Here is a 24,549-nt window from a genome sequence, read left to right on the forward strand (position 1 = left end):
CGTCGAGCCTGGCCCGAACGCGAACGAGGCCCCGCCGTCGGCGGGGCCTCGTCGCAGTGGTCAGCTGTCCAGCTGGTTTCAGAGGGGGCGAACGTTCTCCGCCTGCGGGCCCTTGGGGCCCTGGGTGACGTCGAACTCGACCTTCTGGTTCTCGTCCAGGGACTTGTAACCCTGGGTCTGGATCGCCGAGTAGTGCACGAAGACGTCGTCGCCGCCGTCCTCCTGCGCGATGAAGCCGAAGCCCTTCTCGGCGTTGAACCACTTCACGGTGCCCTGAGCCATTGCTCATTTCTCCTTAGTCGGGGCGAGAGCCGCCACTTCAGCGACCCACAACAGCTGCGGTGACACGTCGCTCCGACCTATGGGATATGACCACAAACCAGAAACGCCGTTGGATCACGTACTCCTTAGGCGTCAGACCAGCTGGAACTTGCATCTGTTGCGTGGCCGACAGTATCAAGGGCGCCCGCCGAACGGCATCCCCCCGCCAGGGGGTGGTAGGCGAGCGCCTCGCAGAGTCCGGGCGGGACGCTCGCCGTCGTTGCTCCGACGTCGCTCCGATACAGTGCGCGCACCGTCTGGGTCGCGTGTCGACGAGCGATCCCGAGGCGATGGGCCCCTAGCTCAATTGGCAGAGCTGAGGACTTTTAATCCTTAGGTTGTGGGTTCGAGTCCCACGGGGCCCACCAGCCCGGTCCGGCGTGATCAGACCGCGCGCAACTGGTCGAACAGCGACGGCGGCAGGTCGAAGAGCGGGTCGCGGTTGAGCTCGGCGCGGGCCAGCGTCGTCAGGTGCGCCTCGTCGGGGCCGTCGAAGATCCGCATCGCGCGGTGCCAGCCGTACATCATCGCCAGCGGCGTGGAGTCGGTGACGCCGGCGCCGCCGTGCAGCTGGATCGCGCGGTCGATCACCGAGGTGACCGCACGCGGGACGGCCACCTTGGCGGCGGCGATGAGGTGGCGGGCGGCCTTGTTGCCCTCGCTGTCGATGACGAACGCCGCGTGGTAGCACAGCGCGCGTGCCTGCTCGAGCTCGATGCGCGACTCGGCGATCCGCTCGCGCACGGCGCTCTGCTCGGCGAGCGGGCCACCGAAGGCCTGGCGCTCCTTGGCCCGCGCGACCATGAGGGCCAGGGCACGCTCGCCAGCGCCCAGGGCGCGCATGACGTGGTGGATGCGGCCTGGGCCGAGCCGGGCCTGGGCGGCCGCGAAGCCGCCGCCCTCCTCGCCGAGGAGGTTCGTCACCGGCACCCGGACGTCGGTGAGCTCGACCTCGGAGTGACCGTGCTGGTCCTGGCGGCCGAACACCGGGAGCGAGCGCTGGATGTCGACGCCGGGCGTGTCGACCGGAACGATCACCATCGACTGCTGCCGGTGGGGCTCGGCGTCGGGGTCGGTCTTGCCCATCACGATCAGGACCTTGCAGCGGGGATCGGCGGCGCCGGAGATCCACCACTTGCGTCCGTTGATGACGTACTCGTCGCCGTCGCGGACGATGCGGGTCTCGATGTTGGTGGCATCGGAGGAGGCGACCCGGGGCTCGGTCATCGCGAATGCGGACCGGATCTCGCCGGCCAGCAGCGGGGCGAGCCACTCGCGCTGCTGCTCCTCGTTGCCGATCAGGTGCAGCAGCTCCATGTTGCCGGTGTCGGGCGCCTGGCAGTTGATCGCCTCCGGGGCCAGCTCGTTGCTCCAGCCGGAGAGCTCGGCGATCGGGGCGTACTCGAGCTGGGTGAGTCCGCTCTCCGAGGGCAGGAAGAGGTTCCACAGCCCGCGGGCGCGGGCCTTCTTCTTCAGCTCCTCGATGACCGGCGGCACCGTGTGGTCGTCCTCGCCGGCCTCGTGCCGGTAGGTCTCGTACTCCAGCTCGGCCGGGAAGACGTCCTCACGCATGAACGCGAGCATCTCGTCGTAGAGGCGCGTTGCGTCCTCGCTGGGCGCGGGATAGGCGGGAGACATCCCGGATGGACCGAAGGACATGGCGGCTCCTTGACGTGGACAGACGGGTGGGGCCCAGTCTCGCACCATCGACCGGAGAAACCGAACGAGCGTTCAGATGCTGAGTGGGGCTCCGCCCCGGTCAGATCTTGAGCCCGCGCTCGCCGGCGTCGGTGAGGCGAGCCTCCTCCGCGGCGCGCGCCTCCAGCTCCTCGCGAGCGCGCCGCTCGGCGTCCTCGTCGACCGGCGGCGACACCAGGTCCGCGGCCCCGCCGACGCGCGAGAGCGCCGTCCGGGCGAAGATCTGCTGCTCGGTGGCGGTCCGCTCGGACCGGCCGCGCCCCAGGAACGAGACGAACCAGTGCATCACCGCACTGACCCGGTTCTTGAACCCGGTGATGTAGAACAGGTGGACCGCCAGCCACATCAGCCAGGCGATGAACCCGGTGAGCCGGATCTTCCCGATCGTGGCGACGGCGTTGAACCGGCTGATCGTGGCCATCGAGCCCTTGTCGAAGTACTTGAACGGCTTCTGGGCAGGCTTGCCCTTGAGCCGGCCGTTGATCTCCTTGGCGGCGTACTTCGCCCCCTGGATGGCCACCTGGGCCACCCCGGGGAGATTGTCGAGGGCGATCATGTCGCCGACCACGAAGACCTCGGGATGCCCCGGGAGCGTCAGGTCGGGGTTGACGCCGATCCGGCCGGCACGGTCCAGCGGCGCCCCGGTCTGCTCGGCCAGCGTCTTGGTCAGCGACGACGCCTGGACGCCGGCGGCCCACACCTTGGTGTAGGACTCGATGCGCTGCTCGGTGCCGTTCTTGAACTTCACCGTCAGGCCGCTCTCGTCGACCTCGGTGACCATCGCCCCGAGCATCACCTCGACCCCGCGCTTCTCCAGCTTCTCCTTGGTCCACAGTCCCAGCTTGTGCCCGAACGGCGGGAGCACCTGCGGGGCGGCGTCGACGAGGATCACCCGCGCGGCGCGGGTGTTGATGGCGTGGAAGTCACGCTTGAGCGTGCGGTGGGCCAGCTCGGCGATCTGACCGGCCATCTCGACCCCGGTGGGTCCGGCGCCCACGACGACGAAGGTGAGGAGCGCGTCGACGTCCTCGCCGCGGCTGGCGCCGAGCTCGGCGAGCTCGAAGGCGCCGAAGATGCGCCCGCGAAGCTCCAGGGCGTCGTCGATGCTCTTCATTCCGGGGGCGAACTCGGCGAACCGGTCGTTGCCGAAGTAGGACTGGCCGGCGCCGGCAGCCACGATGAGCGAGTCGTAGGGCACCGTGATCTCGCGGCCGAGGACCTCCGAGGTGACCGTGCGGCCCTCCAGGTCGATGTCGGTGACCTCTCCGAGCAGCACCCGGGCGTTGTCCTGCCCGGCCACGACCTCACGGGTCGGAGGCGCGATCTCGCCCTCGGAGAGGATGCCGGTGGCCACCTGGTAGAGGAGCGGCTGGAACAGGTGGTGGGTGGTCTTGGCGATCATCGTGACGTCGGCATCGGCGCGCTTGAGCGCACGGGTCCCGAAGAGCCCCCCGAAGCCCGAGCCCACGACCACCACCTGGTGCCTGTCGGGGTGGACAGGCGCGACGCTCGCCGGGCTGTCCGCTCCGTTCGACGGGGTCGACTGGCTCTGGCTCTGCTGCGACTCGCTCGACATGATGGGCTCCGCGATCGGGGACTGGTACTACCGAGTAGCAACCATTCTCCCGCGCCAGGCGTTCCCAACGCCAAAGGACCGGCCACGTCTCCTCGATCACAGTGCGTCGGGCGTGCGTCGGGCACGCGTCGGGCACAGGGGGTCGGGCCGGGCCGGACACCGGTGAGAACCGGTGAAAACATTTTCAACTTCCCTGGTTTGTCCCGTCAGGGACCGGGTATGGGAGTCAGGATTCGGCGGTTCCGAATCGCCTTCCGCCCCACCGTTGCTCGAGCTCGGAGTTCTTCACGTGCCCTTGAATCGGCCAGCACTCACCCTGGGTGCCGGACCCCGCAGCGTCCAGGACGCGCGACGGTGGGTCGTGAGCACGCTGCGGGAGATCGGGCGCGACGACCTCGTCGAATCGGCGGAGCTGGCCATCTCCGAGATCGTGACCAACGCCCTGCTGCACGGGACGCCGCCGATCGTCGTCCGGGTCCGCGGCACCCGGGAGCACCCGCGGATCGAGGTTGCCGACCAGTCCACGGAGGCCCCCACCCTGCCGCAGCCCCCCACCGGCGACGAGCTCGAGGACCTCCTGACCGTCGGCCGCGGCCTCTCGATCGTCGCGCGCGCCTCGGAGGCGTGGGGCGCCGAGATCGAGGACGACGGCAAGACCGTCTGGTGCACCCCGGCGGCAGAGTTCGCCGACGACGAGGGGCCGACCGGACTGATCACCGGGCTGCTCGGGGGCGCCCCCACCGGCGAGGTCCCCGTGGATCCGATGCGCTTCCGGCTGCTCGCGGTCCCGGTACGGGACTACACCTCCTTCCACAACCACTTCCGCGAGCTGCGTCGCGAGGTGCGGCTGCTGGCGATGGCCCACGAGTCCGACTACCCGTTGGCCTCGACCCTCGCCGAGGTGTTCAACCAGCTCGGCCGACCGCTCACCCTGGCCACGATGCGCGAGGAGGTGCGCCGCGCCCAGGAGTCGGACCTGCCCACCGTCGACCTCCAGGTCGAGATGGGGCGCGAGGAGGCCCGCGGCGTCGCCAGGTTCATCGAGCTGCTCGATCTCACCGATGCCTTCGCGCGCGAGGAGAAGATGTTGTCCCTGGCCCGCGACCCACGGCAGGTGGCGTTCCAGTCGTGGTTCCTCGGCGAGTTCGTGCGGCAGGCCGAGGGGCTTCAGCCGACCCCCTGGCGCGCGCCGGCCGACCGGGAGGCCGACGCGCCCGTCGAGCGCCGCTCGAGCGTCTCCTGACACTCGCGGGCGGCATCACCTGAACCACCGGTGTCAGGCGTATCCGAGCTCGTGCAGCCGGTCGTCGTCGATGCCGAAGTGATGCGCGATCTCGTGGACGACGGTGATCCGGACCTCCTCGGTCAGGTGCGCCTCGTCCTCGCAGAAGTCGAGCAGCGGGTTGCGGAAGATGAAGATCCGGTCGGGGAGCTCCATGCCGCCCATCATGATGTCGTTGCGGTCGGTGAGCGCGATCCCGTCGTAGAGCCCCAGCAGGTCGTCGGGCTCCCCGTCGGGCGGTTCGTCCTCGACCAGCACCACCACGTTGCGCACCAGCGAGGCCAGCTCGTCCGGGATGTCGTCGAGGGCACGCTCGACCAGTTCCTCGAAGGCGGCACGGTCGAGTTCCATCGGCACAGGGCCTATCGTGCCGGAGCCGGAAAATGCGATTCGCTCCAGGCCATCGACCTGGAGCGAATCTCTGCGACCCCGACGGGACTCGAACCCGCGGCCTCCGCCGTGACAGGGCGGCGCGCTAACCAACTGCGCTACGGGGCCAGTGCTCCAACGAGTGGAGCGGTGGAACTGTAACGCACCCCGACGCCGCGTCCCAATCGGGACCCGATCGGGCCCCGACCACGGCGTCCGGCTCGCGGTGCGGCACTCCGTGGAGCGGACCACCTGCCTGCTGCTGGCACCCCCAACGGGATTCGAACCCGTGCTACCGCCGTGAAAGGGCGGGGTCCTGGGCCGCTAGACGATGGGGGCCTGAACCGCGCCCATCCTAGAGGGTGCCGGCGCCGGGTGCGGACAGGCAGGTCGCCGGGTTCTCCACCCGCGGGTAGGTTGCTCCACAACGGGGCATGATCGAGTAGCCGGTCGACCCCGATCGCAACCGCACGCTCGACGACAGGATCCCGCACGCATGACCTCGTTGACCAAAGGCACCAACGCCCCCCTCGACGCGACGCAGGTGACGGTGACCGTCGACGTCGCCGCCAACGCCGACCTCTCCGTGCTGCTGCTCGCCGCGGGCGGGAAGGTCCGCAGCGAGAGCGACTTCATCTTCTACAACGCCCCGAACGGCCCCGGTGTCCAGTGCAAGCCCCCGGCCGGTGGCCAGGGCTGGCAGGTGGCGATCGACCTCAACGCGATCCCCGCAGACGTCGAGATCGTGCGCCTGGTCACCTCCCTGGACGACGGCGGCAAGACGTTCGGCCAGGCGGGCCAGCCCGTCGCACGGGTCAGCGATGCCTCCGGCAACCAGCTGATCGACTTCGCGATGACCGATCTGTCGAGCGAGACCATCGTGATGCCGATCGAGATCTACCGGCGCCAGGGCGCCTGGAAGGTGCGCGCGGTCGGCCAGGGCTACGCCGGCGGCCTGGCCGCCCTCCTCGGCGACCACGGCATCGATGCCAGCGACGACCCGGCCCCGGCCGCGCCGGCCGCCCCAGCCGCCCCCGCGGCTCCCGCAGCGGCTCCGGTTCCGCCGCCCCCGGCTCCGGCCGCCCCGGCCGCCCCGGCGGCCGCGACTCCCCCGCCGCCGGCCCCGACCTACGGCGCACCCACGACCCCGCCGTCCTCCCCGACGCCGCCGCCCCCGGCTCCGGCGTCCTCGGCACCCCCGCCGCCCGCGCCGGCCGCACCGGCCGCCCAGAGCGGTGGGGGCGTGAATCTCACCAAGGGACGCCCGGTCAACCTGACCAAGGGCCAGTCGGTCAACCTGGTCAAGGACGGCAACCAGCGCCTCACCGTGGTGCGGATGGGCCTGGGCTGGGACCCGATCAAGAAGGGCGGCTTCTTCGGCAGCCGCGAGGTCGAGGTCGACCTGGACGCCTCGGCTGTGCTTTTCGCCGGCGGGCAGCCCGCCGACCTGGCGTTCTACAACAACCTCACCACCCGCGACGGCTCGATCCAGCACATGGGCGACAACCGCACGGGCGAGGGCGAGGGCGACGACGAGGTCGTGGCTGTCGATCTGACCCGGGTGCCGGTGCACGTCGACACCGTGTTCTTCATCGTCACCAGCTACGAGGGCCAGACCTTCGAGCAGATCCAGAACGCGTTCTGCCGCCTGGTCGACCACCAGGACGGCGAGCTCGCCCGCTACACCCTGGCCGGAGGCATGCCCTACACCGGCATGGTGATGGCCAAACTGACCCGCGAGGGCGACATCTGGAAGTTCCACGCGATCGGCGACGGCATCCAGGCCCGCACTCCGATCGACGCGATGCCACTGCTGAACGCCTACCTCGGCAAGTAGGAGTCGTGGCTGAGCCCATCGCCCTGCGCAGCGGGGAGAACCGTCCCTGGCCTGATGCCCGGATCACGGTCTACGTCGCGGGGGCCCAGGTCTCGGGCCTGGCCCTGGGCGCCGACGGCCGCGCGGTCGACGGCGCCCCGTGGATCGACCGGCTCGCGTCCACCCGCGGCGGTGTGCAGCATCTCGGCGGCGACGTCGAGGGGCTCACGATGCACCTGCCCGACGTCGATGAGTCCATCGCGCGGATCGTCGTGGTGGCGACCGGTTTCGCCTCCGCGCCGACCGCGCAGCTCCTCACGACCGACGGCACCGTGGCGTTCACCGTGACGCCCGAGCAGCTCAGCACCGAACGCGCCCTCGTGATGGCCGAGGCCTACCGCCGCGACGGCGCCTGGAAGGTCCGGGCGCTCGCCCAGGGGTACGCCGGCGGCCCCGGCGCGCTCGCGGCGGCGTACGGCGCTCCGGCGCCGGCCTCGGCCTCCCCGCCTCCGCCGCCTCCCCCGGCACCGGCACCCGCTCCGCCGCCGGGCGGCCAGGCATCGGCGCCTCAGGGCGGCCCTGGTCCGCTGACCGTCGAGGACCCGATCCGCCAGATCGGCATGATCCTCAACGACGCCTCGCGCACCACGGCGTCCTTCGAGTCCTCCGAGCAGTTCGCCGAGCAGCGGCACGAGCAGGAGCTCGAACGGATCGTCGGCGACCCGTCGATGCGGATGGGGCCGGCCGGCGACGCCGCCCGCGCGGAGGCCACCGCGCGGCGCGACAAGCTCGTCGCCGACGCACGCGCCCGGCATACCGCCGACCTCGCCCAGCTCACCGCCGAGCTCGACGGCCTCGCCCAGGTGCTGCCCGCCTCGCTGGCGCCGTGGTCGGCGCCGGGCTGGCACACCCACCGGCCCGACGAGGAGACTCCCTGGGCCTTCCGGCTCGGCGAGCTGAGCCTGGAGTCGGCGCCGCAGTTCCGGTTGCCGATGGTGCGCGCCCTCCCCCTGGCGCCCCCGATCTGGATCGAGCTCGAGGACGGCGGCGACGTGATCGCCTCGCGCATGATGAGCGCGCTCACCACCCGGCTGATCGTCGCCCTACCGCGCGCCCCCCGGGTGAGCGTCATCGACATCGGCGCCCGCGCCGGGCTTGCCCACCTGCCGTCTGCGGCGCCGCCGGCCACCGACCCGACCGCGGCCGCGGAGGTCCTCCGCGAGCATGTCGAGCACGTCAACCTGGTCACGCTCGCGCGCCGCTCGGGCAGTCTGGAGGATCTCGCTCCGGAGCACTTCCCCGGTCGGCTGCTGCTGATCCCCGACTTCCCCCACGGACTGGACGACTCCTCGGTGACCGCCGTGCACCAGCTGGTCCTCAACGGCGCGGAGGCCGGGCTCAACCTGGTGCTGTCCGGACGACGTCCGGAGAGTCTTGGGATCGCCGTCCTGGACCTGCTCTACGACTCCTGCATCCGGGTCCCGACGGCGCCCGGTGGCGACCTCATCGACGCCTTCGGCGGCGTCAACTGGGTCTTCCATCCCGATCTGGGTCCCGACGACCCGATCGTCGCCGATCAGGTCCAAGCCACCGTGTCGCGCCGCGTGGCCGAGCGGGATCGGCCGTAGCTGCTGCCGATGCGGGCGCGGTCCGCGCCGATGTGTATGCTCTCCTGCGTCCGGAATGCTCGTGCGACGGCGTCGTACTCCGGAGTGGGGCAGGTAGCTCAGTTGGTACGAGCGTCCGCCTGAAAAGTGGAAGGTCGGCGGTTCGACCCCGCCCCTGCCCACCGAGCAGCGAGCACCCCCTCCGGATCTCCGGAGGGGGTGCTCTCGTCTAGGCGCTGCGCCTTTGGCACGCTGGCGGCATGACCGTCATCAAGATCAACGCCATCACCGTCCCTGCCGACTCCGGCGACGAGCTCGCTCACCGGTTCGCCGCCCGGGCCGGCGCCGTCGACGGCGCCGAGGGCTTCGAGGGCTTCGAGCTCCTCCGCCCCACCGACGGCCGCGACCAGTGGCTGGTGATCACCCGCTGGCGCGACGAGGACGCCTTCCAGGGCTGGTTGAACTCCCAGGACTTCGCCGAGGGACACCGCTCGGCCGCCGAGCGCGCCGGCGGCGACGCCCCCGCCCCGGTCTCGACCCACAGCGAGGTCTGGAGCTACGACGTCGCGGGTGGCTCGACGCCGCAGTAGCGACCACGCTCCCGGTCGCGGAGGTTGAGCAAGCCGGGAGGGCGAGGAACGAGCCCGACCGGCGCACACGAAACCCCGCAACCCACCTCGCGAACGCTGGCAGGCACGGTCGCCGGGGTCTCGTCAGCGCTCGTCGGCGCTCGCTTGCTCAACCTCCGGGGAGGCTAGCGGTCCAGGCGGCGCAGCGACTCGACGAAGCCGGGGTCGGGCCCGGAGCCGCGGCGGAGTCCGGCGACCACCTCGGCCGGCAGGTCCTCCAGGCCGCGGATCTCCTGCCGCAGCCGCTCCATCTTGGTGTCGAGGCTGGCGGCGTTGTCGGCCGCCTCACGCAGTCCGGCGAGCAGGTCGTCGGGCACGTCGCGCTGGTACTTGTAGTAGATCTTGTGCTCCAGGCTGGCCCAGAAGTCCATGGCGATGGTGCGGAACTGCACCTCGACCGGGATCGGCATCGAGCCGTCGGAGAGGAAGACCGGGACTCGCACGATGGCGTGCAGGCTGCGGTAGCCGTTCGGCTTCGGCTCGGAGATGTAGTCGCGCACCTCGACGACCTCGATGTCGACGTGCTTGGCGAGCAGCTCGAAGACCCGGACGACGTCGGAGACGAAGGAGCAGACCACGCGAACGCCCGCGACGTCGCACACCCGCTCCTGCACCTCCTCCCACGTGGCGCTGCCGTCGACCGGAAGCCCCTTGCGCATCATCTTGTCGCGCAGCCCCTCGGGGCTCTTCAGCCGCGAGCTCAGGTGCTCGATCGGGTTCTCGTCGTGCAGGTTGGCGAACTCGTCGCGCAGGATCGAGAGCTTGGTGACGACCTCCTCCATCCCGAACTTGTGGAAGAGCAGGAACCGGCGCAGATCCTCCAGGAACGACACGTCGGGCGCCTGATCCAGACTCACAGGCACAGCCTAGGCGTCCGGGTCCAACCGCGTTTTCGCTGACCCGTCAGCTATAGCGGACGGGTCAGCGCAAATCTCACGTCGACCCGTCAGCTATAGCGGACGGGTCAGCGTAGATGGCGGGTCGCGGCCCTGGCGTGATGGGGCAGGTGGTGCCGGAGGTGAGGGAGTCGACGCCGGCGCGGGCGGCCACGGCGGCGACGTAGCCGTCCCAGGCCGACGGCGAGGACGTCGGCGCGGCACCGGTGTCGCGGGCGGCCCGCACCCACGCGGTGAGCTCGCGGCGGTAGGCGTCGGCGAAGTGTGCGACGAAGTCGTCGCGGATCACGACGCCGTCGACGCCGTCGGTGCGCAGCCGGATCGGCGCGCGCGGCTCGAGGGTGGCCGAGGCGTGGGTGCCGACGGCCTCGCAGCGGACGTCGTAGCCGTAGCGGGCGTTGACGAAGACCTCCACGGTGGCCATCACCCCGCCCCGGGTCCACAGCGTCGCCAGCTGCGGGTCGAGGAAGCCCTCCGCCATCGGCGACTCGACCCGGATCGCGGTCAGCTCGTCGTCGAGGAGCCACGCGACGACGTCCAGCTCGTGCACCATCGACCCGGTGATCAGGCCCGCGCTGTCGGTGCTGGTGGAGCTCGAGACGTTGCGATGGACGGCGTGGATCAGGCGCACCGCGCCGAGCGAGCCCGAGCCGATGGCCTCGCGCAGGCCGACGAATCCGGGGTCGTAGCGGCGCATGAAGCCGAGCTGGATCAGCCGACGCCCGAGCGCGACCTCCGCGTCGACCACCGAATGCGCCTCCTCGGCGCGCGGGGAGAGCGGCTTCTCGCACAGCGTCGGCTTGCCGGCGTCGAGGCAGGCCAGAGCCAGCGGCGCGTGGGTGTCGTCGGGAGAGGCGATGACGACGGCGTCCACCTCGGCCGAGTCGACCACCGCCTGCGCGGACGACGCCGCGCGGGCCCCGACCTCGGAGGCGATCGCCTCCGCACGCCCCACGTCGAGGTCGTAGACCTCGGCCACGACGGCGCCGGGCACCTCCGCGGCGAGCATCCGGGCATGGGCCGCGCCCATCGCGCCTGCTCCGATGACGCCGACGCGCAGCGGATCCCTCACGGCCGCACCCACCGGCGTTCGTCGGCCGAGGTCGTCATCGCCTCGACCACCTCGGCGGCGGCGACGGCGTCGTGGATCGTCGCGCCGACGGCGACGCCGGTGTCGATGGAGGCGAGCAGGCGGTGCGCCTCGATCACCTTCAGGTCGTCGTAGCTCATCGCGATGCCGGTGCCCGGCTGGAAGGCACCGAGCTCGCCGTGGGAGGGGGTCATGAGCTCGGTGGCCCAGGCGCCGTCCTGGAAGTCCTGGTCGAGACAGACCCGCAGCTCGCCCATCCGCCGGAAGTCCCACGCGAGGGCGCCGGCGGTGCCGTGGACCTCGATGCCGTAGGTGCACTGCTCTCCCACGGCCACCCGGCTGGACTCCAGCATTCCGCGGGAGCCGTCGGCGAAGCGCAGCAGGGCACTGGCGTAGTCCTCGTTCTCGACCTCGCCGAGGGCACCGCTCCCGCGCTCGAAGTGGCGGGCACCGGCCACCCCTTCGGGCCGCTGTGGGATGAACGTCGCACGGTCGGAGACCAGCTCGTCGATCTCGCCCACGACCCCGCCGACGACGTAGCGCGCCAGGTCGGCGGCATGGCAGACCAGGTCGCCGAGCACACCGCTGCCGGCGAACTCGTTGCGGAAGCGCCACGACAGCGCTCCGTCGGGGTGGGCGGCGTAGTCGGCGAGGAACCTGACGTCGGTGTGCTCGACCGTCCCGATCCGACCGTCTGCGACGAGCGCCCGGGCCCGCTCGACCGCCGGGGCGTTGCGGTAGTTGAAGCCCACGGCCGAGTGCACGCCGGCGGCCTCGACCGCCGCGGCGATCTCGCGGGTCTCGGCCAGACTCCGCCCGGCCGGCTTCTCGAGCCAGAGGTGCTTGCCCGAGGTCGCCGCGGCGACGGCGACGTCACGGTGGATGAAGTTCGGTCCGGCCACGCACACGAGGTCGAGGTCGTCGCGCGCGACGAGCTCACGCCAGTCGTCAGTGCGCTCCTCGAAGCCGTACGCCGCCACGGCCGCGGTGGTCCGCTCGTCGTGCACCGGCTCGGCCACGACGACCAGCCGCGGACGGATGCCGAGGCCCGGGTAGTGGTGCGCGAGACGGCTCAGGCTGCGGGCGTGGACCTGGCCCATCCAGCCGAGACCGACGACGCCCACTCGCAGCTCCCGGGGCTCGTCAACCTGGTCGTGAGCATCGCTCACGGCAGCTCGGCCTTCATCTCCTCGGCAATCCCGGCTCCGCCGTCAGTGGCCTGGAGCTCGTCGACGAGCGACTCCAGCTCGGCACCGCCGGCCATCATCCGCACCAGCTCGTCGAGGGTGAGCTCGGCCTTCGCGAAGTCGCCCATGCTGCGTCCGCGACGCAAGAGGAGGAACCGGTCACCGACCGGGTAGGCGTGATGGGGGTTGTGGGTGATGAACACGACGCCGAGGCCGCGGTCGCGCGCCTTGGCGATATAGCGCAGCACGACCCCGGACTGCTTGACGCCCAGCGCGGCGGTGGGCTCGTCGAGGATGAGCACCTTCGCACCGAAGTAGACCGCGCGGGCGATCGCGACGCACTGCCGCTCACCCCCTGAGAGCGTGCCGATCGGCTGCTCGACGTCACGCAGGTCGATGCCCATCGCGGCCAGCTCGTCGCGGGTGATCTGCTTCATCGCCGCGACGTCGAGCCGGCGCAGCGGCGGCACCCCGCGGGTGACCTCGCTGCCGAGGAAGAAGTTGCGCCACACCGGCATCAGCGGCACGACCGCGAGATCCTGGTAGACCGTGGCGATGCCGAGGTCGAGCGCCTCGCGCGGGCTGCCGAACCGGCGCTCACTACCCTCCACGAGCAGGGTGCCTTCGGTGTGGGCGTGCGCGCCGGCGAGGACCTTGATGAACGTCGACTTGCCGGCGCCGTTGTCGCCGAGCACGCAGGTGACCTCGCCGCCCCGCACGGTCGTGGAGATGTCGGTCAGCGCGATCACGCTGCCATAGCGCTTGCCCAGGTGGCGGACCTCGAGCAGTGGCGCTGCGGCGTCGGTCTTCTCGGCGCTCATCGCTTGGCACCTGCCGCCCAGTTGCGAACCCACTCGTTGAGCAGCACCGCGCCGAGCAGCATCACGCCGAGGAAGGCGTAGAGCCAGTCGTTGTCCCAGCCGGAGTAGACGATGCCCTGCTTGACCATGCCGTAGATCAGCGCGCCGAACGCGGCACCGATCGCCGAGCCGTAGCCGCCGGTCATCAGGCACCCGCCGACCACCGCGCAGATGATGTAGATGAACTCCTGGCCGACGCCGGTGTTGCTCTGCACCGTGGAGGTGCGGAACAGGATCAGCATGCCGACCAGCCAGCCCGCGCCCGCGGTGGTCATGAAGAGCGCCACCTTGGTCCGGAACACGGGGACGCCGACCTGTCGCGCCGCGATCTGAGCCCCGCCGCTGGCGAAGATCCAGTTGCCGGCGCGGGTGCGCAGCAAGACCCAGGTGGCCACGATGGTGACGCCGATCCACCACAGCAGCGAGACCCGCAGGGCGCCGCCGTCGATCGTGATCGGCGAGGACCCGAACAGCGCCTTTGCCTGGTCGTAGTAGGGCACCTTGGTCATGCCCTGGATCGCGACGTCGCCCGTGAGCGCCTTGAGCCCGGCCAGGTCGACGCCGCGCAGCACGAAGTACGTGCCGAGCGTGACGATGAAGCTCGGCAGCCCGGTCTTCATCACCAAGATGCCGTTCAGCGCACCGATCAGCAGCGCGAGCGCCAGCGAGACTCCGATCGCGGCCCAGATGTTGAGCCCGTACTCGCGGGTGAGCACGCCGACGACCAGGCCGGTGAAGCCGGTCATCGCGCCGGCCGACAGGTCGAACTCCCCGCCGATCATGAGCAGCGCGACCGCCACCGCCATGATCCCGATCGTCGCGGACTCCTGGAGCCAGGTGCTCGCGCCGCGACCGGTGGCGAACACGTCGGTGGTGAGTGCGAAGAAGGCGAAGATCGCCACCGCCGCCACGACCGCTCCGCTCTCGGGACGGCGCGTGGCACGCGTGAGCGCGGAGGCGCGCATCAGCCGCTCGTCGGCTGGCGGCTCGCCGGTGACGGTGGTCATGTCTTCTCGTTCGCTCCTCGTGCCGACCTGCTGGTCAGCGGGTGCCGTTGGCGGCGTACTCGGCGACCTCGGCGGCGTTCTCCTTGGTGACGAAGGCGGGGCCGGAGTTGACCGGCTGACCGCCGCCGACGTCGTTGCCGTTGATCGACTTCAGGTACAGGGTCGTGATGCCCAAGAAGCCCTGCACGTAGGGCTGCTGGTCGACGGCGAAGAGGATCTTGCCGCTCTCGATGTCGGCGACGACGTCCTCGCTGAGGTCGAAGGTGGCGACCTTCGCCGAGGAGCCGGACTCCTCGACGGCGCTCACGGCGTCGATGGCGTATTGGCCGCCGAGGGTGAGCACGCCGTCGATGTCGGGCTCGGCCTGGAGCTTGGCGGTGATCGCGGCCTGGACGGCGCTGTCGTCGGTGCCGTCGACCTGGAGGTTGGTCATCGTGGCGCCGAGCGCCTCGGCCGCCGCCCCGCAGCGCTCCTCGTGGCCGATGTTGCCGGCCTCGTGGATCACGCAGATGACGTTCTTCAGCCCCTCCTCCTTGAGCTTCTCGCCGACGGCGGTGCCGGCGATGGTCTCGCTCTGGCCGATGTGGGTGATCGCGCCGAACTCGGCGAACCGGTCGACACCGGAGTTGATCGTGACCACCGGGATGCCGGCGTCGACGGCCGCCTTGATGCTCGACTCGAGCCCGTCGGGGTTCGCCATGGAGACGACGATCCCGTCGACCTCGTCGGCGACGGCGCCGTCGATGAGCTGCGACTGCGCGTCCGGCTTCTCGGAGGCGCTGTAGACGACCTCGACGCCGTAGTCGTCGCCGGCCTTCTCCGCGCCCTTCTTCACCCGGTCCCAGAACGCGTCGCCCGGTGCGCCGTGGGTGATGACGGCGTAGGTCAGGTCACTCGACTTGACCTCTTCGGGCTTGTCCTCGTCCCCGGTCCCGCTGCAGGCCGTGAGCACGGTCGCGGCCAGGGCGAGGGCACACCACGCGGTGAGCTTCTTCATGTCTGGTTCCTTCGTTCGGTCTCGAGAGGGCTCGACAACTCGGCGAGATCGGTGCCTGCGCGCCGCGCCTGACCCCCGATCATGCCGAGTCGGGTGCCGCCCCGGAAGGACCACCCCGTTCCGCCACGCCGTACGGACTCGGATCACTCGGCCTCAGATGGTGCTGTTGACCGGCCTTGCGGGCCTCGTAGTCGGCTCGCGCGGCGCGCGCGGAAGCATGCTCGGAGACCTCGGCCACGGGCACGTCCCACCAGGCCGGACTGTCCGGCGCGGAGGCCGTCGGGTCGGTCTCCACGTGGATCACGGTGCACCGCCCCTCGCGCGCGGCGGCTCGGGCCACGCGGACGGCCTCGGTCAGCTCCTCGACGGTGAGCGGGCACACCACGGTGGCGCCGAGGCTCGCGGCATTGGCGGCCAGGTCGACCGGCAACGGGCCGCCGTCCGCTGCGCGGAACCGGGTGCCGAAGCGCTGGGTGCCCACCGACTCCGACAGCGCGCCGATCGAGGCGTAGCCGTGGTTCTGCACCAGGACCACGACCAGGCCGACTTCCTCGGCGATCGCGGTGACCAGCTCGCTGCTGAGCATCAGCCAGGACCCGTCACCCACCAGCACGACCGGAACGCGGTCCTCGGCGAGGTCGCGCACGGCCAGGCCGACGCCGAGCCCGCCGGCCACCTCGTAGCCCATGCAGGAGTAGCCGTACTCGACGTGATAGCCCTTGCGGTCGCGGGTGCGCCACAGCCGGTGGAGGTCGCCGGGCATCGAGCCGGCCGCACACACGACGACGTCGGCGGGCTCGGTGGCCTCGTTCACGGCGCCGAGCACCTGGGTCTGGGTGAACCCGCCCTCGGCGGGCGGCGGGGCCGCGTAGGCGGTGGCGACGACCTCGTCCCACGCGCGGGCGAGCGACTCCGCGCGGTCGGTGTGCTCCGGCGGCGCGGCCCAGTCGTCGAGCGCGGCGGTGAGCTCCTCGAGGCCGGTGCGCGCGTCGGCTACGAGGGCGGCGGCGGAGAGCTTGTGGGCATCGGCCGCGCCGATGTTGAGGTTCACGAAGCGCGCATCCGGGGCGAAGGCCGTCCGGGAGGCGGTCGTGAAGTCGCTGTAGCGGGTACCGACGCCGATGATCAGGTCCGCCTCGGCGGCCAGGGTGTCGGCGGCGGCGGTACCGGTGGCCCCGATCGCTCCGACGGCACGCGGGTGGTCGTAGGGAAGCGAGCCCTTCCCGGCCTGGGTCTCGGCGACGGGGATGCCGGTGGTCTCGGCGAAGGATCGGAGCGCGTCGTCGGCGCCGCTGTAGATCACCCCGCCCCCCGCGATCACCAACGGACGCCGCGCGCTGCGGAGCAGCGCGACGGCCCGGTCGAGCGCCGCGGGCTCGGGACGTGGCCGGGGGACGTGCCAGGTGCGCTCGGCGAACAGCTCCTCGGGCCAGTCGTGCGCCTCGGCCTGCACGTCCTGCGGCAGTGCGAGGGTGACCGCCCCGGTCTGTGCGGGATCCACCAGGACCCGGGTGGCCTGGAGCAGGGCGCTCGGCAGCTGCTCGGGACGCAGGATCCGGTCGAAGTAGGCCGAGACGGGGCGCAGCGCGTCGTTGACCGAGACGTCGCCTCCGGTCGGCGACTCGAGCTCCTGGAGCACGGGCGGAGCAGGCCGGGTGGCGAACACGTCTCCGGGCAGCAGGAGCACCGGCAGCCGGTTGATCGTGGCCAGCGCGGCCCCGGTGACCAGATTGGTCGCCCCGGGCCCGATCGAGGTGGTGACCGCCATCGCGGCCAGCCGGTCGCGGTGGCGCGCATAGGCCACCGCCGCGTGCACCACGCCCTGCTCGTTGCGGCCCTGCAGGTAGCGCAGTGGACCGTCCACGGGCGTGTCGGCCGGCCCATCAGCCAGCAGCGCCTCACCGAGACCTGCCACGTTGCCGTGGCCGAAGATCCCCCAGCAGCCGGCGAAGAACCTCGAGCGGACGCCGTCGCGCTCGACGTACTGGACGGCGAGAAATCGCACGAGGGCCTGGGCGACGGTGAGCCGGATGGTCAACGGTCCTCCTCGGGGACGGCGGATCGGGCGTCGAACGGCAGCCGAGGATCGACGGGCTCCTGGGCCCATTCCTCGCGTACCCAGGCGAAGTCGGGGTCGTCGCAGATCCGCCAGGCCCGCTCGGCACCCGGCCCGGCCATCACGTTGAGGTAGTAGAGGTCGTGCCCGGGCGCGGCGACCGAGGGTCCGTGCCAGCCTTCGGGCACCAGCACGACGTCGCCGGTGCGGACCTGCACGGTGAGGTCGACCTCGGGCCTGCGGTGGCCGCGCACCTGGTGGAGCGCGACGCCGTCACCGACGGCCCCCGGGGCGATCTCGAAGTAGTAGATCTCCTCGAGCCGTGTCTCCTCCGGGCTCTCCTCATCGTGCTTGTGCGGCGGCCACGACGACCAGTTGCCACCCGGGGTGAGCACCTCGCAGACGAGGATCCGGTCGGCAGCGAGCACCCCCGGCATCCCGAGGCCGTGCACCTGACGGCTCGCGCGCCCTGCGCCGCGCAGCTCCAGCGCCACGCCCGCAGCGGGCAGGTGCACCGGATCCAGACGCCGTTCGCACCGCGCCGTGCAGAGGGCGAACCGACCACCGTGAGCGCTGCGCAGGTGCACCTCGCTGTCGCGTGGCACATAGGCGACGTCGGTGGGCCCGGCGAACACCGAGTCCCTTCCGCTGAGCTCGATGACGATGCCCTCCGGGTCGATCGTGAGGCTCACGGCGCCCTGCAGGGGCACCAGTACCGCCTCACTGCCGCCTGTGGTCGTGGCGAGCGTGCCGCCGGGATCCAGCTCGACGATCCGCAGCCCGCAGTAGTCCCATTCCGCGCGGTCCGGGTCGAGGTCGAGAGCCCAGTCGTCGTGGGAGGTGGCGCCGGCGCGGACGACGAGCCGGTCGGCGTCCGCGCTCATCGGCCGCCTCCGGAGGCGAGATGAGCCTCGAGCTCGGCACGGGTCGGCATCGCGTCGGCACAGGCGAGCCGTGCAGCGACGTAGGAGCCCGCCGCGTTGGCAAGGGTGAGGGTGGTGCTCAGGTCCAGCCCGGTGAGCAGTCCGTGGACGAGCGCGCCACCGAAGGCGTCACCGGCCCCGAGCCCGTTGACGACGTCGACCGGCACCGCAGGCACGACGACCTGCTCGATCCGTCCGTCGTCGTGCCGGCGACTGCCCAGGACGCCGCCGGGGCCCTGCTTGATGATCGCGAGTCGCACCCCGGCGGCGTGGAGTGCCTCGGCGGCTCGTTCCGGGTCGGACTCCCCCACCCCGACGCGGCATTCCTCGGTGTTGCCCACGACCACGGTGACCAAGGGCAGCGCCTCCTCGACGGCGACGCGAGCAGTGCTCTCGTCAGGCCAGAACATGGAGCGGTAGTCGAGGTCGAGCACCGTGACGGCATCGACGTCGCGCCGGTGCCGTGCTCGCAGTGCCGTGAGGTGGGCGGTGCGGCTGGGCTCGCGGGACAGGCCGGTGAGCGTCGTCCAGAACACCCGCGCGGCGGCGATCGCGTCGAGGTCGAGCTCGGCGGCGTCGATCTCGAGGTCGGGGGCGGTGGGGTTGCGATAGAAGTAGAGCGGGAAGTCGTCGGGCGGGAAGAGCTCACAGAACACCACCGGCGTGGGAAGACCGTCCACGACGCCCACCCAGCGCGGGTCGACCCCGAAGCCGGCGACCGCAGTGCGCACGAACCTGCCGAACGGGTCGGCCCCGGTGCGGGTGATCACGGCACTGCGGTGGCCGAGACGAGCGGCCGCGACGGCGACGTTGGTGGCGCTGCCGCCGAGGAAGCGGCCGAACCGGGTGACCTCGTCGAGCGGCACGCCGCTCTGCAGCGGGTAGAGATCGACGCCGACCCGGCCGATCGTGACGAGGTCGAAGGGCGCGGTCACGAGGCCGAGCCTTGGTGGCCGGTGAGCACTCCGCGCAGGTACGCCAGGCTCCGGCGGACCTCGCCGGCCGGGTCGGCAGAGGTGCCGTCGTCGAGCATCACGTCCTGCTCGAGCACGTACCACCCGGCGTAGCCGGCGGTCTCCAGCGCGGCGACGATCGCGGGAACGTCGAGGACTCCGTCGCCCAGCGCGGTCCACAGGCCGGCCGCCACGGCGTCGGCGTAGGACAGCGAGCCCGTGCGGACGCGGGCGGCGAGGTCGCCGTCGACGTCCTTGAGGTGCACGTGCCCGATCCGGTCGGGGTGGGCACGCGCGATCGCCGCCGGGTCGGCTCCGGCCACGGCGAGGTGCCCGGTGTCGAGGCAGAGTCCGAGTCCGGTGTGGTCGAGCACGCGACGGACGTCGTCGGCGTCCTCGATAAGCGTGCCGAGATGCGGATGGACGACGGCGCGGACACCACGCTGGGACGCGTGCTCGGCGATCAGGTCGAGTCGGGCGAGCAGCCCGTCCCAGCCGGCGACGTCGAGGTCGCGCGGCCTCATCTCGTAGTCCTCCCGGCCCGTGGCAGCAGCCAGGACGAGGGTGTCGGCGCCGACCGCGAGCGCGAGGTCGAGGTAGGCGGCGACGTCAGGCAGGGGGTCGTGGTCAGGCTCGTGGAGCACCGCCGGAAGGAAACCGCCGACCGCCGTCAGCCCGTGACGCTCGAGCAGGGCCGCACGCGCGGCCGGCGCGTCGGGCAGGAAGCCCTCCGGGCCCAGTTCGGTGGCCCGCAGCCCGAGCGCCCGCATCTGGGCGAGCACGCGATCGGCCGGAAGCTGCCGTCCCCAGCCGGGCACCTCGCAGACACCCCACGAGACGGGCGCTCCCGCGATTCGGGAGTCGGCGCCAGCCCTCATGTGGACCTTCTCTCGCTCGTGCCGGGCACCCTACCCGTCGACCGTGCTGCCCGGCCTTCGAGTCTTCCCACAACCGCCGATCACGGCAAGGTCAGGAGACCCGCTCAAGCGTGTCGAGGTGATACCGGCTGCCACGACAGCTCAAGGTGAGCTCGACCGGCCCTCCGGACCGCACCGCACCCACGACGTCGGCCTCGGCGACCTCGACATCTCGGGGGTCGACCGTCAGCTCCACGGTGATCCGGGAGTATCGATCGAACGGCAGGCCGGCGCCCGAGGTGAGGTCGGCGATCACGCTTCGCAACTGGTCATCCTCGTTGGCCTGCACCGAGACGAGTGAGCCGCGGAATCGCGCAGCGCTGGTGAGCCGGCAGTCGGGCGGCTCGCGGAGCTGCGCGAGCACGGCCGCGACCTCGGCCTCTGTCGCTGAGGAAGCGGTGTAGATCGCGCCGTCCTCGGTCTGAACCGCGATGTCCGGGTCGGCGCCTGGGAGTGTCGCGATCGACACTGCACGCCTGGCTGCGACGCCATTGCCGTCGTCACAGCCGGTCACGTTCGCGGACTCCAGCGACTCACCAGCGCGGGGGACCATGGGCAGCGGTCCGGTCGCGACGTACTCGACACCCGACAGCGTGAAGGCTGCAGCGCAGTCGCCATCCTCGCCTCGCGTGGGTTCACGTGCGCTCGAGTGACCGACGAATAGCGTCACGGCGACGACGGCAACGGCCGCCAACCCGCCTGCCAGCAAGAGCGGTCCGGCATGGTCGTGCGAGGGCCCCTTCCGACCGTTCTGCCCGTCTCCGCTGTTCAATCGCCCACTCCATCGCCGACGGCCCCGAAGAAGGCCGAAAGCATGCTGACCCGCGGCTCGCGGCGCGTCAATCACCCCATCGGGCTCGCCGCGCACGGGACGACGGAACTCAAGGCGTTGGCGCCCTATCGATGCAGCACCGATTTCCAGATCCTGCCGCGCGGGGCGCCTACCGTCGGCGACAATGGGCCGTTGACGCCCCACGTCTCGCGCCCAGGAGTAGCCGTGCCGAACAGCCGTCGCAACCCGTTCGAGGGTGTGACCGACTTCGTCACCGAGCTGTCCCGGCTTCGCGCGGTCGGCCTCCCGCCCACCGAGGTGGAGATCGTCGAACGCACCCACGCCTCGGCCTGGCTGCCGACCACCGACATCCTGGCCCGCGGCGACGACGTCGTGATCCGCATCGAGCTGGCCGGGGTCGACCCCAGCGACATCGACCTGGCCCTGCATCACGGCGTCCTCACCGTGTCGGGGTCGCGGACCTCCACCGCGGACGACGAGACCGATGCGGTGTTCTACGTCCGGGAGCGCTTCCACGGCGAGTTCCGCCGGCTGATCCGGCTGCCCGAGGGCACCGTCGCCGACGACGTCACGGCGGTCTTCGCCGACGGCCTGGTCGAGATCACGGTCACCGGGGCGGCCGCTCGCGACCAGAGCACCCGGATCACCCTCGACGACCGGTCCCCCGAACGCACCGCGCGCCGGGTGGTCCCCCGGCAGGACTGATCCCCCGCCGTCAACCGGATCCTTCCGGCCCTCGAAGCCTGCCTACCGGCGGGTTCGGAGTTTGCAGGGGTTGACCGGCGGAGAAATTCCTTCGCGTGGAGGCAACGCCGCCTCCACCATTCTCGGGAGGAAACACCATGGGTGTGCAATCGATTCGTCATGTCCTGACACGGACGTCGGTAAGGCTCGCCGCGCTTCTGCTCGGCGTCCTTGCGCTGCTCGTCCCACTACAGAACTCCACGGCGGCGCCCGCGGGCGCCACCCCGGCTGCGACCCCAGCCGCAGCTCCCGCCGCGGCGGCTGCGGGCGCGCCCCGGCTGTATCTGCCGGTGCCGGTAGGCGCCAGGGTCAAAGCGGGCGGTCCACACAACTGGCGCGGCGTGCCCGGTTCGGTCGACTTCGGGTCGATGTCGAACAACATCCCGCTGCAGGTGACCGCCGCCGCGGGCGGCGTCGCCGAGGTGCGCGACCACCAGGGCTTCAGCCGCTGCTGGGTGATCATCCACCACCCGAACGGCTGGGATACGCACTACTACCACCTCAAGGGCGTGCCGGACACCCTCGACGGCAAGACCGTCCATCCCGGTGACCCGCTCGGCTGGGCCGGTCAGCCCCTCTCCGATCCGCCATCAGGCACCGAGACCTGCGGCACTGGATCCGCGAACTTCCGCCATCTGCACTTCGTGCTGTTCCACAACGGGGTTCCGGTGCCGATCGACGGCACCTCGATGGGCGGGTACACCGTCCACGCCACGGGTGGCAACTACTGCGGCTACTGGACGCGCGACCGGGACGGCGCAACGGTCACGCCCCGCGGTGGCTGTGGTGCGCAACCGTCGCTTCTGAACAACGAACTGGTGCCGACCCGAGAGCCTCTCGCCGACGGGAACTTCGTGCGCACCGCCAACGGCAACGTGTTCCGAATCGCCGGCGGAGCCCCGATCCACGTCCGGTCGTGGGCGCCGTTCGGCGGACCGCAGCCGTACTCCGACATCACCTATGAGCAGTTCGGCCAGCTCCGCGGCTATCCGCGCGACGGCACCCAGCTCAGCCGGGCCGGCTCCGGCCAGGTCTACGTCGTCGTGGGCGGCACGCCACTGGCCGTGTCCGCGTGCCGGATCGGGAGCACGAACTTCTGCGACCGGGTGATCCCGGTCGACCCGGGCGCCATCGACGGGTTCGACCACCTGACCCGGGTGCCGGTCGACGGCACCGCGATCACCAGCGCACAGGACGGCACCGTGTGGACCTTCGCCGGTGGCGCTCCGCTGCAGGCCTGGTCGTGCCAGTTCGGCGAAGTCAATCTCTGCGCGAACGCGGTCGCGGTGGACCGGGAGGCTGTCGACCGGCTCGACCACATGAACCCGGTCCCGGCCGACGGCACCCGGATCAAGGCAGCCGACGACGCGACGGTCTACGTCGTCGCCGGCGGCGCCCCGATCCCGACGTCGTCGTGCCGGATCGGCGGCCAGGACTTCTGCTCCAACGTGGTGACGGTGCACCCACGGGCCATCGCCGCCCGGGACCACCTGACCGCGCAGCCGAACCCGGGCACCCGTCTCACGCTGGTGCAGTCCGGCCGCGTGGTGATGTACGACAACGGCAGGTGCGTTCCCGCCGGTGACGGCCTCTCGGTCGCGATCGACGAGACGCACAGCCCCTGCCGCTGAGCCGGCGCTCGCCGGCGCGCTGGCTCGGAGGTTGAGCAAGCCAGGAGGGCGAGGAACGAGCCCGCCTGACAGTCGGCCGCCGACGAAACCTCGCAACCGACCTCGCCAACGCTGGCAGGCACGGTCGCCGGGGTTTCGTCGGCGCTCGCTTGCTCAACCTCCGGCCGCAGGAGCTGCGACGAAGGAGCAGATCCGTCGCGGTCGGAGGTTGAGCGAGCCCCGCGGCTGAGGAACGAAGCCGCGACGGGCGAGACCAAACCCTCGCAAGCCACCTCGGGAACGCTGGCAGCGACGGTTGCCGGGGTTTCGTCGGCGCTCGCTTGCGCTCGCTTGCTCAACCTCCGGCCGAGGTGTTGCCGGGGTTTCGTCGGCGCTCGCTTGCGCTCGCTTGCTCAACCTCCGGCCGGCCGAGCCGGCGTCAGTTCCGGGTGACGATGCGCCGCCACGGGCCAGGTGGCACGTCGCGGCCGTCGACGAAGCGCCAGGACACCCGGTCCCGGTCGCCGTTGAGGTGGCGGAAGCCCAGGCAGCCGTTGAGGGCGGGTGAGACGTCCATCCCGGCGCCGTTGAAGCGACGGTTCGCGGGACGGGCGTCGCGGTGGCCGAAGACGTAGCGGGCGTCGTGATAGCGGGCGGGGCCGGCGTCCTGGATCTGGCCGTAGCAGGTGCGGCCCCGGCGGCGGATCTCCACCCAGCGGTTCTTCATCAGGCTGACGTGTGGATTGTCGATGTCGTCGACATAGCGCGGGCGATGCGCCCACGGCACCACGTCGCCACGACGCCGGAAGCCGATCGGATCGTTGAGGTCGTCGTAGGGCAGGTCGAGGTAGAACGGGTTCTGCTTGGGGGTCATCCGGCGTGGGAACCAGCCGTCTCGGCGGAACCGGCGCTCGGTATGACACACCTCCTTGCGGATCACGCCGTCGCAGCCGCCGTAGTTGCGATACCAGTGGTCGTCGTAGGTGGAGATCATCTGGCTGCCGTCGGGGGCATCGGGATCGAAGATCTCGCCCACCCAGAACGTCGTGGCCACGATCCGGGTGTGCCATGGGTAGCGCACGCCCGGCCGCTCCTCCGCGGACGCGGGCGAGCCCGAGCCCCCGGTGACGACGAGCAGCGTGGCGGTCACCAGCGCGGCGATCGCCGCCCCCACCAGTCGAACTGCCGTGCGGCGTGCGCGGATCATGTGTCCCCCCG

Annotated in this window: 22 protein-coding genes and 4 tRNA genes; 8 read left to right on the plus strand and 18 right to left on the minus strand. The window is 71.3% G+C overall.

All coding sequences use genetic code 11. The features are described from left to right. Nucleotides 1-78 precede the first annotated feature (78 nt). Nucleotides 79-282 (minus strand): cold-shock protein, encoded by a 204-nt coding sequence (locus tag WMR31_RS02890; protein WP_134720686.1) that lies wholly within the window; start codon nucleotides 280-282, stop codon nucleotides 79-81. A 331-nt stretch (nucleotides 283-613) separates the two neighbouring features. Here WMR31_RS02890 and WMR31_RS02895 point away from each other — a divergent pair. Continuing rightward, nucleotides 614-689, plus strand: a tRNA-Lys gene (locus WMR31_RS02895). Between the two features lie 16 nt (nucleotides 690-705). On the opposite strand, the gene WMR31_RS02900 is transcribed toward WMR31_RS02895, so the two are convergent. Together WMR31_RS02900 and WMR31_RS02905 are read right to left on the minus strand one after the other, a co-directional pair. Beyond that, nucleotides 706-1,980 (minus strand): acyl-CoA dehydrogenase family protein, encoded by a 1,275-nt coding sequence (locus WMR31_RS02900; RefSeq protein WP_340537265.1) that lies wholly within the window; start codon nucleotides 1,978-1,980, stop codon nucleotides 706-708. A 100-nt stretch (nucleotides 1,981-2,080) separates the two neighbouring features. Beyond that, nucleotides 2,081-3,595, minus strand: coding sequence for an NAD(P)/FAD-dependent oxidoreductase (locus tag WMR31_RS02905; protein WP_340537266.1), 1,515 nt, complete (start codon nucleotides 3,593-3,595; stop codon nucleotides 2,081-2,083). Nucleotides 3,596-3,884: 289 nt separating this feature from the next. Here WMR31_RS02905 and WMR31_RS02910 point away from each other — a divergent pair, with 289 nt between their 5' ends. Then, on the plus strand, nucleotides 3,885-4,838 hold the full coding sequence (locus WMR31_RS02910; protein WP_340537267.1) for an ATP-binding protein: 954 nt from the start codon (nucleotides 3,885-3,887) through the stop codon (nucleotides 4,836-4,838). Nucleotides 4,839-4,871: 33 nt separating this feature from the next. On the opposite strand, the gene WMR31_RS02915 is transcribed toward WMR31_RS02910, so the two are convergent. The 3 genes from WMR31_RS02915 to WMR31_RS02925 all read right to left on the minus strand — a co-directional run bounded on the left by WMR31_RS02915 (nucleotide 4,872) and on the right by WMR31_RS02925 (nucleotide 5,585). Then, a complete protein-coding gene (locus tag WMR31_RS02915) occupies nucleotides 4,872-5,228 on the minus strand; it encodes a metallopeptidase family protein (protein WP_340537373.1) in 357 nt (118 codons plus the stop codon). Nucleotides 5,229-5,301: 73 nt separating this feature from the next. Further along, nucleotides 5,302-5,375 (minus strand) — tRNA-Asp (locus WMR31_RS02920). A gap of 134 nt (nucleotides 5,376-5,509) precedes the next feature. Beyond that, nucleotides 5,510-5,585 (minus strand) — tRNA-Glu (locus WMR31_RS02925). Nucleotides 5,586-5,742: 157 nt separating this feature from the next. On the opposite strand from WMR31_RS02925, the gene WMR31_RS02930 reads away from it, so the two are divergent. From WMR31_RS02930 to WMR31_RS02945, 4 genes are all read left to right on the plus strand, one after another. Beyond that, nucleotides 5,743-7,083, plus strand: coding sequence for a TerD family protein (locus WMR31_RS02930; RefSeq protein WP_340537268.1), 1,341 nt, complete (start codon nucleotides 5,743-5,745; stop codon nucleotides 7,081-7,083). 5 nt (nucleotides 7,084-7,088) lie between these two features. Further along, a complete protein-coding gene (locus WMR31_RS02935; protein WP_340537269.1) occupies nucleotides 7,089-8,690 on the plus strand; it encodes a TerD family protein in 1,602 nt (533 codons plus the stop codon). Nucleotides 8,691-8,777: 87 nt separating this feature from the next. Next, nucleotides 8,778-8,851, plus strand: a tRNA-Phe gene (locus WMR31_RS02940). Nucleotides 8,852-8,929: 78 nt separating this feature from the next. After that, nucleotides 8,930-9,259, plus strand: coding sequence for an antibiotic biosynthesis monooxygenase family protein (locus WMR31_RS02945; protein ID WP_340537270.1), 330 nt, complete (start codon nucleotides 8,930-8,932; stop codon nucleotides 9,257-9,259). A 164-nt stretch (nucleotides 9,260-9,423) separates the two neighbouring features. Here WMR31_RS02945 and WMR31_RS02950 read toward each other — a convergent pair whose 3' ends face one another. From WMR31_RS02950 to WMR31_RS03000, 11 genes are all read right to left on the minus strand, one after another. After that, nucleotides 9,424-10,155 (minus strand): GTP pyrophosphokinase, encoded by a 732-nt coding sequence (locus WMR31_RS02950; protein WP_340537271.1) that lies wholly within the window; start codon nucleotides 10,153-10,155, stop codon nucleotides 9,424-9,426. A 76-nt stretch (nucleotides 10,156-10,231) separates the two neighbouring features. Next, nucleotides 10,232-11,266: a Gfo/Idh/MocA family oxidoreductase gene (locus WMR31_RS02955; protein WP_340537272.1), complete on the minus strand. Its 1,035-nt coding sequence runs from the start codon at nucleotides 11,264-11,266 to the stop codon at nucleotides 10,232-10,234. Beyond that, entirely contained in the window at nucleotides 11,263-12,453 is a 1,191-nt protein-coding gene (locus WMR31_RS02960) for a Gfo/Idh/MocA family protein (protein ID WP_340537273.1), read from the minus strand. Before WMR31_RS02960 ends, WMR31_RS02955 begins: the two co-directional genes overlap by 4 nt. Then, nucleotides 12,450-13,292: an ATP-binding cassette domain-containing protein gene (locus WMR31_RS02965; protein WP_340537274.1), complete on the minus strand. Its 843-nt coding sequence runs from the start codon at nucleotides 13,290-13,292 to the stop codon at nucleotides 12,450-12,452. Before WMR31_RS02965 ends, WMR31_RS02960 begins: the two co-directional genes overlap by 4 nt. Then, the gene (locus WMR31_RS02970; RefSeq protein ID WP_340537275.1) at nucleotides 13,289-14,338 is read right to left on the minus strand and encodes an ABC transporter permease; all 1,050 of its coding nucleotides are present in this window, start codon (nucleotides 14,336-14,338) and stop codon (nucleotides 13,289-13,291) included. The genes WMR31_RS02965 and WMR31_RS02970 overlap by 4 nt, the downstream gene beginning before the upstream one ends. Before the next feature lie 34 nt (nucleotides 14,339-14,372). After that, nucleotides 14,373-15,335 (minus strand): substrate-binding domain-containing protein, encoded by a 963-nt coding sequence (locus tag WMR31_RS02975; protein ID WP_340537276.1) that lies wholly within the window; start codon nucleotides 15,333-15,335, stop codon nucleotides 14,373-14,375. Between the two features lie 79 nt (nucleotides 15,336-15,414). Further along, the gene (iolD, locus tag WMR31_RS02980; protein WP_340537277.1) at nucleotides 15,415-17,373 is read right to left on the minus strand and encodes a 3D-(3,5/4)-trihydroxycyclohexane-1,2-dione acylhydrolase (decyclizing); all 1,959 of its coding nucleotides are present in this window, start codon (nucleotides 17,371-17,373) and stop codon (nucleotides 15,415-15,417) included. Beyond that, the gene (gene iolB, locus WMR31_RS02985; protein WP_340537278.1) at nucleotides 17,370-18,275 is read right to left on the minus strand and encodes a 5-deoxy-glucuronate isomerase; all 906 of its coding nucleotides are present in this window, start codon (nucleotides 18,273-18,275) and stop codon (nucleotides 17,370-17,372) included. The genes iolD and iolB overlap by 4 nt, the downstream gene beginning before the upstream one ends. Continuing rightward, the gene (gene iolC, locus WMR31_RS02990) at nucleotides 18,272-19,249 is read right to left on the minus strand and encodes a 5-dehydro-2-deoxygluconokinase (RefSeq protein ID WP_340537279.1); all 978 of its coding nucleotides are present in this window, start codon (nucleotides 19,247-19,249) and stop codon (nucleotides 18,272-18,274) included. Before iolC ends, iolB begins: the two co-directional genes overlap by 4 nt. Then, a complete protein-coding gene (locus WMR31_RS02995) occupies nucleotides 19,246-20,145 on the minus strand; it encodes a TIM barrel protein (RefSeq protein ID WP_340537280.1) in 900 nt (299 codons plus the stop codon). Before WMR31_RS02995 ends, iolC begins: the two co-directional genes overlap by 4 nt. 91 nt (nucleotides 20,146-20,236) lie before the next feature. After that, nucleotides 20,237-21,052 carry a DUF6281 family protein gene (locus WMR31_RS03000; protein ID WP_340537281.1) on the minus strand — a complete coding sequence of 272 codons (816 nt, stop codon included), beginning with the start codon at nucleotides 21,050-21,052 and terminating at the stop codon, nucleotides 20,237-20,239. 129 nt (nucleotides 21,053-21,181) lie between these two features. Here WMR31_RS03000 and WMR31_RS03005 point away from each other — a divergent pair, with 129 nt between their 5' ends. Together WMR31_RS03005 and WMR31_RS03010 are read left to right on the plus strand one after the other, a co-directional pair. Further along, the gene (locus WMR31_RS03005) at nucleotides 21,182-21,682 is read left to right on the plus strand and encodes an Hsp20/alpha crystallin family protein (protein WP_340537282.1); all 501 of its coding nucleotides are present in this window, start codon (nucleotides 21,182-21,184) and stop codon (nucleotides 21,680-21,682) included. A gap of 407 nt (nucleotides 21,683-22,089) precedes the next feature. After that, a complete protein-coding gene (locus tag WMR31_RS03010; protein ID WP_340537283.1) occupies nucleotides 22,090-23,352 on the plus strand; it encodes a M23 family metallopeptidase in 1,263 nt (420 codons plus the stop codon). Between the two features lie 418 nt (nucleotides 23,353-23,770). Here WMR31_RS03010 and WMR31_RS03015 read toward each other — a convergent pair whose 3' ends face one another. After that, nucleotides 23,771-24,538, minus strand: coding sequence for a hypothetical protein (locus tag WMR31_RS03015; RefSeq protein WP_340537284.1), 768 nt, complete (start codon nucleotides 24,536-24,538; stop codon nucleotides 23,771-23,773). Nucleotides 24,539-24,549 lie beyond the last annotated feature (11 nt).

Origin of the sequence: Nocardioides epinepheli (assembly GCF_037936805.1) — a bacterium.
Taxonomy (GTDB): domain Bacteria; phylum Actinomycetota; class Actinomycetes; order Propionibacteriales; family Nocardioidaceae; genus Nocardioides.

Coding starts and splice junctions, on each gene's coding strand:
- WMR31_RS02890 (WP_134720686.1), bottom strand. CDS start 282: ATGGCTCAGGGCACCGTGAAGTGGTTCAACGCCGAGAAGGGCTTCGGC.
- WMR31_RS02900 (WP_340537265.1), bottom strand. CDS start 1,980: ATGTCCTTCGGTCCATCCGGGATGTCTCCCGCCTATCCCGCGCCCAGC.
- WMR31_RS02905 (WP_340537266.1), bottom strand. CDS start 3,595: ATGTCGAGCGAGTCGCAGCAGAGCCAGAGCCAGTCGACCCCGTCGAAC.
- WMR31_RS02915 (WP_340537373.1), bottom strand. CDS start 5,228: ATGGAACTCGACCGTGCCGCCTTCGAGGAACTGGTCGAGCGTGCCCTC.
- WMR31_RS02930 (WP_340537268.1), top strand. CDS start 5,743: ATGACCTCGTTGACCAAAGGCACCAACGCCCCCCTCGACGCGACGCAG.
- WMR31_RS02945 (WP_340537270.1), top strand. CDS start 8,930: ATGACCGTCATCAAGATCAACGCCATCACCGTCCCTGCCGACTCCGGC.
- WMR31_RS02965 (WP_340537274.1), bottom strand. CDS start 13,292: ATGAGCGCCGAGAAGACCGACGCCGCAGCGCCACTGCTCGAGGTCCGC.
- WMR31_RS02970 (WP_340537275.1), bottom strand. CDS start 14,338: ATGACCACCGTCACCGGCGAGCCGCCAGCCGACGAGCGGCTGATGCGC.
- WMR31_RS02975 (WP_340537276.1), bottom strand. CDS start 15,335: ATGAAGAAGCTCACCGCGTGGTGTGCCCTCGCCCTGGCCGCGACCGTG.
- iolB (WP_340537278.1), bottom strand. CDS start 18,275: ATGAGCGCGGACGCCGACCGGCTCGTCGTCCGCGCCGGCGCCACCTCC.
- WMR31_RS02995 (WP_340537280.1), bottom strand. CDS start 20,145: ATGAGGGCTGGCGCCGACTCCCGAATCGCGGGAGCGCCCGTCTCGTGG.
- WMR31_RS03010 (WP_340537283.1), top strand. CDS start 22,090: ATGTCGAACAACATCCCGCTGCAGGTGACCGCCGCCGCGGGCGGCGTC.
- WMR31_RS03015 (WP_340537284.1), bottom strand. CDS start 24,538: ATGATCCGCGCACGCCGCACGGCAGTTCGACTGGTGGGGGCGGCGATC.